General features: G+C 55.4%; 12 protein-coding genes. 7 read left to right on the top strand and 5 right to left on the bottom strand.

What is annotated here, in order from left to right; translation table 11 throughout:
* Positions 1–259 precede the first annotated feature (259 nt).
* The 4 genes from JRG72_06030 (at position 260) to JRG72_06015 (ending at position 4,033) form a co-directional block, all read left to right on the top strand.
* Complete coding sequence (locus JRG72_06030; protein MBW2134779.1) at positions 260–550, top strand: glycine zipper 2TM domain-containing protein; 291 nt, start codon at positions 260–262, stop codon at positions 548–550.
* 45 nt (positions 551–595) lie between these two features.
* Positions 596–829, top strand: coding sequence for a hypothetical protein (locus tag JRG72_06025; GenBank protein MBW2134778.1), 234 nt, complete (start codon positions 596–598; stop codon positions 827–829).
* Entirely contained in the window at positions 780–1,568 is a 789-nt protein-coding gene (locus tag JRG72_06020) for a hypothetical protein (protein ID MBW2134777.1), read from the top strand. The genes JRG72_06025 and JRG72_06020 overlap by 50 nt, the downstream gene beginning before the upstream one ends.
* Positions 1,569–1,951: 383 nt before the next feature.
* Entirely contained in the window at positions 1,952–4,033 is a 2,082-nt protein-coding gene (locus JRG72_06015) for a thioredoxin domain-containing protein (protein MBW2134776.1), read from the top strand.
* Positions 4,034–4,305: 272 nt separating this feature from the next.
* On the opposite strand, the gene JRG72_06010 is transcribed toward JRG72_06015, so the two are convergent.
* From JRG72_06010 to JRG72_05990, 5 genes are all read right to left on the bottom strand, one after another.
* Positions 4,306–4,827 carry a type 1 glutamine amidotransferase gene (locus JRG72_06010; GenBank protein MBW2134775.1) on the bottom strand — a complete coding sequence of 174 codons (522 nt, stop codon included), beginning with the start codon at positions 4,825–4,827 and terminating at the stop codon, positions 4,306–4,308.
* A gap of 49 nt (positions 4,828–4,876) precedes the next feature.
* The gene (locus JRG72_06005; protein MBW2134774.1) at positions 4,877–5,854 is read right to left on the bottom strand and encodes an alpha-ketoacid dehydrogenase subunit beta; all 978 of its coding nucleotides are present in this window, start codon (positions 5,852–5,854) and stop codon (positions 4,877–4,879) included.
* Positions 5,847–6,944: a pyruvate dehydrogenase (acetyl-transferring) E1 component subunit alpha gene (gene pdhA / locus JRG72_06000; GenBank protein ID MBW2134773.1), complete on the bottom strand. Its 1,098-nt coding sequence runs from the start codon at positions 6,942–6,944 to the stop codon at positions 5,847–5,849. Before pdhA ends, JRG72_06005 begins: the two co-directional genes overlap by 8 nt.
* A gap of 21 nt (positions 6,945–6,965) precedes the next feature.
* Positions 6,966–7,238 (bottom strand): hypothetical protein, encoded by a 273-nt coding sequence (locus tag JRG72_05995; GenBank protein MBW2134772.1) that lies wholly within the window; start codon positions 7,236–7,238, stop codon positions 6,966–6,968.
* Positions 7,239–7,422: 184 nt separating this feature from the next.
* A complete protein-coding gene (locus JRG72_05990; protein ID MBW2134771.1) occupies positions 7,423–8,040 on the bottom strand; it encodes an alpha/beta fold hydrolase in 618 nt (205 codons plus the stop codon).
* A 69-nt stretch (positions 8,041–8,109) separates the two neighbouring features.
* Here JRG72_05990 and JRG72_05985 point away from each other — a divergent pair, with 69 nt between their 5' ends.
* From JRG72_05985 to tilS, 3 genes are all read left to right on the top strand, one after another.
* Positions 8,110–9,993, top strand: a complete 1,884-nt coding sequence (locus JRG72_05985; protein ID MBW2134770.1) for a HAMP domain-containing protein — start codon at positions 8,110–8,112, stop codon at positions 9,991–9,993.
* A 136-nt stretch (positions 9,994–10,129) separates the two neighbouring features.
* Positions 10,130–10,501 (top strand): response regulator, encoded by a 372-nt coding sequence (locus JRG72_05980; protein ID MBW2134769.1) that lies wholly within the window; start codon positions 10,130–10,132, stop codon positions 10,499–10,501.
* Between the two features lie 154 nt (positions 10,502–10,655).
* On the top strand, positions 10,656–12,044 hold the full coding sequence (tilS, locus tag JRG72_05975; protein MBW2134768.1) for a tRNA lysidine(34) synthetase TilS: 1,389 nt from the start codon (positions 10,656–10,658) through the stop codon (positions 12,042–12,044).
* The last annotated feature ends 283 nt before the right edge of the window (positions 12,045–12,327 follow it).

Raw genomic sequence — 12,327 nt, 5'->3', positions numbered from 1 at the left:
TTTATCAATCTGAGAAGATTTTCCCGGACCTGTGGATGGGGTGAAATATAACTATTTGAGATATTAGGAAAAGATAGCTATGATCGGTTTGGCATTCCGGTTGCTTGATTATCTTGATCATGTTAGCCAAAAAATAAAAAATTCATCAAGCAGCCGCCGGATTTCTTCCGGGAAGAAGTTAATAGAAGTAAAAGGTAACCGAAAATTCAATGGTGGTCTAGGGAGCTTTATTAATGGAGGTAAGCTAACCATGAGCTGGATAAAAAGAGTGGCCTTAGTTGTATTATTAGGTGTATTCCTGGCCGGCTGTGCCGGACAAAACCCCTATACTTATCAGGGGGCGGCAGTCGGGGGAGCACTGGGTGCAGGCACCGGGGCCCTGATTGACAGCAACAATCGCTGGCGCGGGGCTATGATCGGCGGTTTAGGCGGGGCGGCCCTGGGTGGAGCGGTCACCGAGATCAGCCGCCGGGCCGCGGAAGATTCAATGCTACGGCAGAGCGGGCAAGCTCACCAGCCCTACTATACTAACCAGTATCAGGGCCAGTGATAATGGTTAACAAGTTGAGAAATACCAGGGCTTCGAGTCCTTAGCATGGCTGACTTTCCCACCCTGGCGCCCGTGCCTCGGGTAGTGAAGCTGGCCGGTGTCGATCTCGCTGATCACACCTTTGTAGTCAGCTACGGGTTTGAGCTAAACCCCCTGGTGGACTCCATCCGCCAGGTGGGGGTTACTCTCCCCTCCACTACTGCGTCGGCGGGCCGATGGCCGCTGGCAGGTGGTCTGTGGTTACAAGCGCCTGCTGGCTCTAGATTGCCTGGGCTGTAAGCAGTTCTCGGCCTGGGTCTGGCCGGAGACCGCTTCTACCGCTGCGGTTTTGCTGGCAGCGCTGCACGACCACGCCTGGGGGCGGGGATTCAATATGGTGGAGCGGGCCGAAATGATCCGCCGATTGCTCCTTTACTGGGATCAGAACTCCGAAATCCGGGAATTCTTTCCACTGTTAAATGTGCCCCCTTCCCCCAAGTACCTGGAACGTTATCGGCAACTGGCCGCCCTGGGGGAGCCCTTCCGAGAATTGGCCGCCCAGGACCGGTTGGGGCTGGAGGTGGCCGCCAGCCTGAGTCAGTGGCCCGCCTCAGACCGCCTGGCCCTGTTACCTTTTCTGTCCCTCTCACCCTTAAGTTACAGCAAACAGGTGGAAATCGTTGAGAACCTCACCACCCTTAGCCGCCGGGAGGGGATCAGTCCCCAGACCATCCTCTCCCGGCCCCTGATCAGGGGCATCATGGCTGATCCCAGTCTCCGACCTCCTCAAAAGATCAGTTGCGTGCGGCAGCAGTTGCGGCAGTGGTGTTTCCCCCGATTCAGCATTACCCAGCAAAATTTTGATGCTTACCTCAAGTCCTTGGGGCTATACCAGCAATCCGACCTGCGGCTCCTGCCCCCCCGGCGTTTGAGGGCAACACCTTCAGGTTGGAATTGCAGTTTGACCATCCCCAGCAGCTGGCTTCCCGTCTGCGTCAAATACTGGCGCTCACCGATCGCGCCGAATTCCAGGCTTTGACCCGCCTTTAAGACCCAGAAATAAAAATATAAAGAATCCCAATGGATTACAATCTGCTCCCCAACTGATCTCATCGGGAGAGGAGTTATGGGGCGGCAACTCAGCAAGGCGTTGGTTTGACTATCTTCCCCTTACCCAGCGGTTGACTTTTTCTCCGCCATTACTATTTTTATGATATAAAAAATATTCATGCTGGTTTGGTTATAAAGACGGTGATTATAACGCCCTGGACGCTGGGTTTAAACGGCAGCAAGGTAGAAAGTGGCTAGGTGATTAACTCTGGGGCATTTTTGCGTGCCTTTTTGCTCTCAATGGGTTAATCTATTTGTACATGTGAGCTTCACCAGGATTTTTCAAGCTAAACTTGCCGCGGGGAAAACCACATGGATCAAGACAGGGCACCCAATCGGCTAATCCATGAAAGTAGTCCATATCTCAAGCAGCATGCCTATAACCCGGTAGATTGGTATCCCTGGGGACCCGAAGCGCTGGAACGGGCCCGGCAGGAGGACCGCCCCATTCTACTCAGTATCGGCTACTCCACCTGCCACTGGTGCCATGTCATGGCCCACGAGTGTTTCGAAAACCCCCAAATTGCCCAGATCATGAACGAGCACTTCGTGAACATTAAGGTAGATCGGGAAGAACGCCCAGACCTGGATGAAGTTTACATGAACGCCGTCCATCTCCTAACCGGGCGCGGCGGTTGGCCCCTAACGGTGTTTTTAACCCCAGATCTCAAACCTTTTTACGGCGGCACCTATTTCCCTCCCGAGGACCGAGCCGGCTTGCCCGGGTTTCCCTGGCTGCTCAAGGCCCTGAGCGAAGCCTATCACCGCAAAAAGCCAGATATTAATATTGCGGCTCAGAGTTTGAGTCAGAAGATCAATATCCTGGGAGAGATTCCCGAAGCCACCCAGGAACCGAAGATTGAAGTCTTGGATCTCGCCTATCAGAAAATGATCCAGGATTTTGACATGCAAAACGGCGGGTTCGGTTCGGCCCCCAAATTCCCTCCCTCTCTGGATTTGGACTTTATGGCGCGCTATTATTATCGCACCGCCGACCACGAGGTTCGGGATAAACTGACCCTCACCCTGACCCGGATGGCCCGCGGCGGCATTTATGATCAGCTCCGGGGAGGATTTCATCGTTACACCGTTGACGGGGTATGGCTGATCCCCCATTTTGAAAAAATGTTGTATGACAATGCCCTGCTGGCCCGGCGTTATCTCGAGGCCTTCCAGATCACCAGCGACCCCTGGTTCGCCCAGATTGCCCGGGAGACCCTGGATTATGTGCTGGCCGAAATGACTGCTCCCGAGGGTGGATTTTATGCCGCCCAAGATGCCGACAGCGAAGGCGTAGAGGGCAAGTTTTTTGTCTGGACTCCGGAGCAGATAAAGGAGGCGGTCGGCCCTGACTATGCCGAGTTGGTGACCGCAGCCTACGGGGTAACCACGGCCGGAAACTTTGAGCATGGCGCCAGCGTCTTGCACCAGCCCTTATCCAGCAGCGACCTCGCCCGGCGCTTCTCAATGTCAGAAGAAGAACTCATGGATGTTTTGGGGCAATGTCGGAAAAAACTGTTGGCCGTCCGGGAGAACCGGGTCCGACCCCACCGGGATGAGCAGATCATCACTGCCTGGAATGGGTTGATGATTGCGGCCCTGGCCTACGGCAGCCAGGTCCTGGGAGAGGACCGTTATTACCGGGCGGCAAGTAAAAGTGCCCGTTTCATCCTGGATAATCTCTTACAGGAAGGCCACTTGAAGCGTATCTGGGCCCAAGGGCAGGCCAGCCCTTTGGGCTTTTTGGATGACTATGCCTGCCTGGTGGCCGGACTGCTGGATCTATTTGAAACCGACTTCGAGCCGGGCTGGTTATTACCGGCAATCTTATTAACCGGTCTGATGGAAGAACGTTTTTATGATGCCCGGCAGAAATTATACCTGTATACCGCCCACGAGCATGAACAATTGATTGCCCGTCCCAAAAACTTTTTTGACCAGGCCTTGCCTTCTGGAAACTCGGTAGCGGTGCACAATCTCATTCGCCTGTTTTGGCTTACCGAAAATTGTCTCTATCAGGAACGGGCCCGAGAAACCCTTTCCCGGTTTCAGGGGCTGATCACTAACAATCCCCGGGCCCTGGCATACCTTCTGTCAGCCCAGGAGGCCTATTTGGCCCCGACTCTGGCTCTGACCTTGGTAGGCGACCCGGCAGATACCGCTCTGACCGAGATGCTGGCCGCGCTCTACCGCCGCTATCTTCCCTATCGCCGCCTGGTGGTCAAAAGTCCGCACAATTGTGAAGCCCTGGCCGGCCTGGTAGCCGCGGTGCGAGAATATGAAACCATTGACGATAAACCCACGGCCTTTGTCTGCCACGGGTTCAGCTGCCTGGAACCGGTGCATACGGCTACCGAACTCGAGGCCCACCTGGATAAATTGCCCCGACCATAAGATAAGGGAAATCCCCTGGATTCTCCTCTCCCAAACCCTTAAAAGGGGGGAGCTGGAGGTCAGGGCGGGGGGCGGCGGTCCCCCGGCCCGCCCCTCAAATCAACCTGTTAAATACTACGATTAATAAAAATACCAGATTTTTTATAAACTTACTGGAGCCTTATACCGATTGGCTTTCAAATGAGTAATTTTATCCTTTATCCCCTCTCCCCCGCTGGCGGGGGGAAGGGCGAGGGTGAGGGGCATTTTAGCTCTTTGATCGCAACTTGGTATTAGCCCCTTAGAGCGGTGACAATCGCCCGGCAAAAGGCAGGCAGATCCTCGGGTTTGCGGGAGGTGATGAGTTTGCCGTCCACGGCCACTTCGGCGTCAATGAAATTGGCCCCGGCATGCACCAGATCGTCTTTGATGGCAAAAAAGGCGGTTACGGTTTTCCCCTGGACGACTTCGGCGCTGGCCAACATCCACCCCCCATGGCAGATAGCCGCCACTACTTTACCCTGCTTAGCCATGTCCTTGACCAGCCCGACCATGGCCGGATAACGGCGCATAATATCCGGGGCATAGCCGCCCGGAATGATGATGGCGTCAAAATCAGCGGCCTTGACCTCATCGGCGATCTTATCAACGGTCACCGGATAGCCGAATTTGCTGGTATGTTCTTTGGCGCTGCCGGAACCGACCACCACTACCGCGGCCCCTTCCTCCTTAAAGCGCAGCAAAGGATACCAGACCTCTAATTCCTGATAGAGATTTTCCACCAAGATGGCGATTTTCTTACCTGACAAACTCATAGCTCCTCCTGCTGAGGGGTTCGAGTTTCGAAAATAAAACCATCAACTCTTAAAAATTAAACACCTTGCGAATGGCCCGGCTGATCCGAAAGGCATCCGGGAGGTAATGTTCTTCCAATTTTAAGAGCGGAAATACCGTGTCAAAGCCAGTAACCCGCTCAATCGGGGCCGCCATTGACAGGAAGGCCTTCTCCATGAGGCGAGCTATGATCTCGGCCCCCAGGCCGCCGGTACGGCAGGCTTCATGGACCACCACCCCGCGGCCGGTTTTTTGGATGGATTCCACCAGGGTGGCATCGTCCAAGGGGGAAATGGTCATGAGGTCAATAACTTCCACGCTGATCCCTTCTTCCCCTACCTCTTCCGCGGCCCGCAGGGTCTCCCGAACCATCGCGCCCCAGGCGATGGCGGTAACCTGGTCCCCGGCCCGGACAATTTTGGCCTGCCCCAGGGGCACGGTGAATTCTCCCTCCGGCACTTCTTCCCGGATGGCCCGATAGATGCGCTTCGGTTCCAGAAAGATCACCGGATCGGGATCCCGCAAGGCCGAAATCAACAGGCCCTTGGCATCATAAGGACTGGCCGGGATTACCACCTTGATCCCCGGGATATGGGCTAAAATTGCCTCGGTACTTTCCGAGTGGTGTTCCGGAGCGTGGATGCCGCCGCCATAGGGCATGCGGATCACCAGAGGTAAGGAGTAACGTCCTCGGGTGCGGTTGCGGTAGCGGGAGATATGGGAAATGATCTGGTCCAGGGCGGGGTACAGGAAGCCCATGAATTGAAGCTCGGCCACCGGCTTAAAGCCTCCCACCGCCAACCCCAAAGAGGTGCCGACAATCCCCGATTCTGCCAGGGGCGTATCGATTACCCGGTCGGGCCCAAAACGGGCCTGCAGGCCGTCGGTAACCCGAAAAACGCCGCCCAGTTGCCCGACGTCCTCTCCCAGCAAAATAATCTGGTTATCCCGGGCCATTTCCTCCGCTAAGGCTAGGTTCAGCGCCTCCACCATATTAAGCTTAGGCATGGCCTGACTCTCTCTTGGCAGCCACGATCCGCTGGCAGTAGGCTTTCTGCTCGACCAGGTAAGGAGGCAGATGGGCAAAATGGTAATCAAAAATCTCATCCGGATTATATGAGATTGCCGCCTCGGCTTCCCGGGCCTGCTCTTGGGCCCATTGCTGATGTTGAGCCTGTCGCGCCGCCTCGGTCTCGGCGGTCACCAACCCCCGGTTTTCCAGATAAATCCTGACTCTCCGCAGGGGATCAAATCGCTTTTGCTCTTCGAGTTCCTCCGCCGAGCGGTACCGGGTGGGATCATCGGCGGTGGTGTGCGGCCCCAGGCGATAGGTTACCGCTTCGATCAGACTGGGACCCTGGCCGGAACGGGCCCGAGTGACGGCGGCACCAGTGGCCAGATAGACCGCCAGCAGGTCATTGCCATCGATCTGCATGCCGGGAAAGCCATAGGCGATGGCCTTCTGGGCCAGAGTCGGGGCCGCGGTTTGCCGGGTCCGAGGCACAGAAATGGCATACTGATTATTCTGAATGAAAAAAATCGCCGGGGTTTTAAAGGTCCCGGCAAAATTCATGGCTTCGTGGAAATCGCCTTTGGAAGTGCCGCCATCCCCCAGATAGATCAGGGTCACGGAATTCTCGGCTTTAAGCTTGGCGGCCCAGCTGAGCCCGATGCCATGCAGAGTCTGAGAACTGACCGGCGCACAGACCGGCAGCACCCGCACCTCCAGGGGGAAGTGACTGCCCCATTCACAGCCCATCCAATAGAGATAGATCAGCTTCAGCGGCACGCCCTTGAGCAGCATGGCCCCGGTTTCCCGGAAAGAGGGCACCAGCCAATCCTGGGGTTCCAGGACCGCAGCGCTGCCGATATTTGCTGCTTCCTGCCCCAAGGTGGGGGGGTAGGTGCCCATGCGACCGGCCCGCTGTAAGATAAGGGCCTGTTGATCAGCCTGGCGCAAAGCCACCAGGCGATCGTAAAGTTCAAGCAAAGCCACATCATCCAGTTCCGGGGGGCGCAACTCCTCATCAATCTCGCCTTCCGGGGAGAGGATGGATAACCGCCGACCAGCTAGGGGATCATAGTCCTCAAAGAGCATTTTAACTCCTATCGGGTAATCCTAACCCTGGGCCCATTTTTTCAACGCCTCATAGGATACATTGCCACAGAGCCACTCATTGGTGCGGGTATTATAGAAAAAAGGGACGCCGCCACAGCGTCCCTGATCATACTGCCGGTAGAGGGTGGCATTGGCCTGATTATGCCAGATCTCCAGGTCTTCGATATTGACCCCCAGCTCATCCTGCAGACGAGCCAGCAAAGGTTCCATCTGCCGGCAATGGACACATTCCCGGCCATAAAAGTGCAGCAGATGCGACCTTTTCGTAGCCATGGGTGGATATCCCCCTTGGTCATAAATGTCAGTTATAGTAAGGTCTGGTATGGCTTTTGTCAAGCCAGATGGCAAAGATAGGGGTTTTGCTAAAGCTTGCCCAAAATCACAATTTATTTTACAAGGTCTGGGGCTTTTCGACGCTGGGAGTGAACCGGCCAGCAGCCTGGTTCGTTGGATAGGGCTAATGGCTTGCCCCTGGCAAGGGGTAATCCCGCAAAATCTGTAACAATTGATCCTCGCAGCCGCCAAAGAAGTGATCAGTGCCAGAGATCACGACCACCTCCGGCGCGTTGCGGTGGCCAGCCAGCAGTGCCTGTAAGTCGCTCACTGGACAGAGCTCATCCCGATCGCCCACCACAATCAGCGCCAGACCCGGCACCTGGGGCAAGATGGCCAAGTCCAGGAAGGCAATGGGGGGCGAGACCAGCAAGGCCCCGTTCGCCTCCAGCCCTTGGGCCAGCGCTAGAGCTGTCACATAAGCCCCAAAAGAGTATCCTACCAGGTAACAGGGCTTCAGGTTCTGGGCAATTAGCCATCCCAGGGCGGCGGCCAGATCATCCACCTCCCCCGGGCCGCCGCTATAGGTGCCGGAACTGCGGCCAACGCCGCGAAAATTAAACCGCAGGGTTGCCCAGCGCCGGGCCTGGAAAGCCTGTCTGGCGGTCCAGACCACATTATTGTCCATGCTCCCCCCAAATAACGGATGTGGGTGAGCGATGACTACGCCGCCGTCAGGTCCCGGCGTGAAACGCCCTTCCAGGCTGACCTCTGGCCCCGGAATTATGACTTTTTCTTCCATATTTCTCTCTAATTATGCTATCTTTGATTAAACTCCAATAATTATAGCATAGCTTGGGTTAATCAGGCTATGGGCAAGACTAAGGAGCGTTACTCCAGCGCCCCAGAGGTAGCAGTATCTAAAATGGCGGTAAAAAATAAGGTTGGCTTTAAACTCATCGGCGTCAATTTATTATCCCTGCTGCTCGCCCTGGTGGGACTGTTGTTGGTGATGCGGTTTTTAGCCACTCGACAGATCCTGGAGTGGCACCAGCAGCGGGTAGGCCTGGTGGCCCGACTGGTATTGGCGGATTACCTGGAGAAGAACCAAAAGGTGGTCCAGGCGGCGGATTTGTTGTCCAATACTCCCAGTTATGCAGAACTGTTGTTCCTCAATGATTTTGAATCTCTCAGGTTTCTGGCCACTCCCCAGATGAAAGAGGCCGGTCTGCATATCCTGACCATCACCGACCGCCGGGGAGTGATCGTGGTTCGGGTTCATGCCCCCGGGGCCATCGGGGTAGATATTTCCGGGAACCCCCTGGTGCGGGCCGCCTTAAAAGGTAAGCGGGCCAGCCGTATCACCCAGTGGCAAGATAGCATTGCTCTGAGCGCCACTGCCCCCATTTTTTATGGAAAAGAGGTGGTGGGCGTAGTCCTTACCGGTTTATTGATCGACCGGGGCTTTGTTGAATCCATCTCCCGCGGCCCCGGAGCAGAGGTGGCGATTTTTTATGCCGACCGGGTGATTGTCAATTCGTTTAAGGATATCCCCGAGTCTGCTCTCCAGGAACTCAAATTGGGTAAAAACCGAGCCGCCACCTCCGGCCAAGAATCGGCGCGGGTACAAAGCATTGTTTTGGGTGACCAGACTTATACCATTACCTATTTACCTCTGGAACAGGAAGAGAAACCTTGGGAAAACCTGATTGTGGTGGGGATCAGCCATAAAGAGGTGGCTAATGCTAGGCTGGCCCTTAACTTAGTGATCTTTGGGGTCGGCGGCGGCAGTGCCCTTCTGGGAATTTTTCTGAGTTTCCTGCTATCCCAGGGCATGCGGCGACAGATCGCTCACCTGGCCGAAGGTACCCGCCAGGCCGCCCGCGAGGAATTGCCCGGCGATATTCCGGTTACCAGCCGCGATGAGTTGGGAGAACTGGCCAGGTCTTTTAATACCATGACTCGCGCCCTCAGGGAAAAAACCCAGCTTCTCCAGGAGGAGCGCGACCGTATTGCCGCCAACGCCGATTTTCTCTCCATGATTGTCCATGACATCAAGGCCCCGCTGACCGGAGTGCGCCTGACCATCGAGGCCTTGCAGGATGAGACTCTCCCTCCGGAAGTGAAGCGCAAATTGCAAGGCATCATGAAGAGCAGCGAAAATTTGCTCTTGCACGTCCACAATGTCTTAGATGTTTCTCGTTTTGAGTCCGGCCATTTGGAGCTGCAGCCCGAGAGCTTGGTGCCTGGAATGGTTATCAATCGGATAATTCAACATTATGCTGAAATAGCGCAGCACCAGGGGGTCAATCTCCAGGCCGAGCTGGCTTCCGGACTACCCCAGATCTGGGCCGACGAACGTTACCTGGAACGGGTCTTGTTTAATCTGATCGACAACGCCCTGGAGGCTACTCCGCCCGGGGGTCAGATCTCGGTCGTGGCCCAAACCCAGACTCTGGATGGCGGCAGACCTGCGGTTGAAATTATTGTCGCGGACACCGGCAGTGGGATGGTCCCTGAAACTTTGGAGAGCCTGTTTCAAAAGTACCCGGACCGGACTAATCATTCCTCCCGGCACCGGGCGGCCGGCTCCGGCCTTGGTCTATACATCTGTAAAACTATTGTGGAGGCCCATCAGGGAAAGGTTTGGGCGGAGTCTCAACCCGGTCAGGGGACTTGCATCCATGTGTGCTTGCCTACCAGTGGACCAGCGATGCCGGAGTCGGATGCAAATGATGAACTTTCTCCGCCTTAGAAAGATTTAGTCGGATAGAAATCTAATCGGCTTGGACCTCCGGTATTGGCGGGCGGATCATGGAGGGAATTACTTTATTCTATAACATGTTGATCATCAAGACTTTTCCTGTTATTATTAATTCCGAGGGACATCCGTGAGCGTCAAGATTTTAGTGGTAGATGATGATCAGCGGACCCGAGAAGCGTTGACTGCGATCTTGCTTCGGGCCGGGTATGAGGTCACGCCTCTAGCCTCTGGAGACCGGCTGGAAGAAAACCTGCGCACCGAGCAATACACCGGAGCCGTGATCGACTACCATCTGCCCACCCGCAACGGCCTGGAACTGGCCCATTCCCTCAAAGAGATTCTGCCCAGTTGCCAGGTTGTTTTGATCTCCTCGGAAACCCGCACCATGAAAGCCGCCAAAGCCGTACCCCAGGTGATCAACCGTTTCCTTCCCAAACCGTTTTCGAAGCACACCCTCTTGCGGGTGATTTCGGAACTGTGCCCCCTCAAGCCGGATTGATACTGTTTGGAATTTTGGTTTTTTTTGTTAAAATAATTATGATATCAGTATGTTAATCTTGTTGTTATCGGGGTATTTCGAACCGTAAATTTTAGTCCGATTATCATTATCTTAGAGCAATCTGCCTATGGGTCCTAAGCAACCAGGATCAGCATTGCCTTCTCAGGTACTGGCTTTTATCCAGGAACACCAAATGTTTCAGCCCGGTGACCGGGTCCTGCTGGGGGTATCCGGCGGGCCGGATTCCATGGCCCTTTTGTATCTCCTGAATCGATTAAAACAGACCTGGCGTTTATCTCTGGGAGTAGCTCATTTTGAGCATGGGTTAAGAGATGGGGAATCGCAGCAAGAAGCGGCCTGGGTAGCGGAGCAGGCTGCTATCCTGGGGCTGCCTTGCTACCAGGAGCGGGGAGAAGTGCGCCATTATGCCCAGCGCCATAAACTTTCTCTGCAGGTGGCAGCTCGGCAACTCCGCCTGGCCTTCTTTGCGCGGCTGCGCCAGGAGCTAGATTATCCTAAACTGGCTCTGGGACACACCGCCGATGACCAGGTGGAACTGTTTTTTCTGCGCCTGTTGCGAGGGGCTGGGCCGGAAGGTCTGAAAGGCATGTGGCCTTACAGTCCTACCGGAGTGGTGCGCCCCTTGTTGGGAATTGCCAAGGCCGAAATACTGGCCTGGCTGGACCACGAAGGCCTGCCTTATTGCCAGGATTCCAGTAACTTGAGTCGCAAATACCGCCGCAATCAATTGCGGTTGGATCTGCTGCCGGAGCTACTACGACATTACAACCCGCGTCTTAAAGAGGCGGTCTGGCGGACCCAGGCTCTTCTCCAGGAGCAGGAGGACTATCTGGCTCAGGAAAGCGCCCGGCAACTGGCGCTGTTGCGTCAGGAAATTCCCGGCGACAAACTGCAACTGGACCTGGAGCGCTTCCTGATCCTTCATCCTTATATACAGAAGAGAGTGCTGCGGCTGGCCCTGGGTGGGGCGAGCCGCAAGCTGACGGACCTTACCTGGCGTCACCTGCATGCCGCCCTGGCCCTTTGCCAGAACAAGACCGGGGGGAGAGAGATTTCTCTTCCCGGGGGCTGGCGCCTGGCTCGGGAAGGAGGCCATCTGGTGCTTCACTGCGGTTCTTCTCAACCGCCGCCTACTGGCGAATTTGTCCTGCCCTGCCAGGATCAGGGGACCTTTTCCGGGCTGGGCTGGACCTTGAAGTGGAGTACCTACCCGGCAAAGCCGGTGGCTGTTCAGGCCGCCACCCCCCAGATGGTCTTGATGGACAGAAAAAAGGTAGAATTTCCGCTGGTTTTACGCCCGGTGCGGCCCGGTGACCGATTTCAACCGCTGGGGATGGCAGGCACCAAAAAACTCCAGGATTTTCTGGTTGACGCCAAAATCCCCCGCCGCCAACGCCCATTTTTTCCATTGCTTTTGAGCCAGGGACAGATTATCTGGGTCGTCGGCCAGCGTCTGGCCGACCCGGTCAAGGTAACCCCGCACACCACCACAATCCTGCAGATTAACGCTGCTCGGGACTGATACCGGTTTCTGGTTCCGGGTTTCGGTTGTCTGTAACAAATTGTTCGGGATATTCATAAATTAATATCGTTACCGGTTGCCTCTGAAACCAGAAAGGGTATAAGAGCCACAGTCCATTGTTTGGTTCTTGCTAAAAGACTTGGTCCCTAATTTAAAAATTACCGGCCACCCTGGCCCTCATACCGATTAGCTTTCAAATGAGTAATTTTATCCTTTATCCCCTCTCCACCGCTGGCGGGGGAGAGAGCGATGGTGAGGGGGCATTCTAGCTCTTTGATCGCAA

It is taken from the genome of Deltaproteobacteria bacterium, from assembly GCA_019309545.1.
In the GTDB taxonomy this organism is placed as follows: Bacteria; Desulfobacterota; Desulfobaccia; order Desulfobaccales; family Desulfobaccaceae; genus Desulfobacca_B.
The sequence above is the reverse complement of the archived record's forward strand: the minus strand, read 5'-3'. Positions and strand labels throughout refer to the sequence as shown.

Excerpts from the sequence above, each read along its gene's own strand:
- JRG72_06025 (MBW2134778.1), top strand. The coding sequence starts at position 596 with ATGGCTGACTTTCCCACCCTGGCGCCCGTGCCTCGGGTAGTGAAGCTG.
- JRG72_06015 (MBW2134776.1), top strand. The coding sequence starts at position 1,952 with ATGGATCAAGACAGGGCACCCAATCGGCTAATCCATGAAAGTAGTCCA.
- JRG72_06010 (MBW2134775.1), bottom strand. The coding sequence starts at position 4,827 with ATGAGTTTGTCAGGTAAGAAAATCGCCATCTTGGTGGAAAATCTCTAT.
- JRG72_06005 (MBW2134774.1), bottom strand. The coding sequence starts at position 5,854 with ATGCCTAAGCTTAATATGGTGGAGGCGCTGAACCTAGCCTTAGCGGAG.
- pdhA (MBW2134773.1), bottom strand. The coding sequence starts at position 6,944 with ATGCTCTTTGAGGACTATGATCCCCTAGCTGGTCGGCGGTTATCCATC.
- JRG72_05995 (MBW2134772.1), bottom strand. The coding sequence starts at position 7,238 with ATGGCTACGAAAAGGTCGCATCTGCTGCACTTTTATGGCCGGGAATGT.
- JRG72_05990 (MBW2134771.1), bottom strand. The coding sequence starts at position 8,040 with ATGGAAGAAAAAGTCATAATTCCGGGGCCAGAGGTCAGCCTGGAAGGG.
- JRG72_05985 (MBW2134770.1), top strand. The coding sequence starts at position 8,110 with ATGGGCAAGACTAAGGAGCGTTACTCCAGCGCCCCAGAGGTAGCAGTA.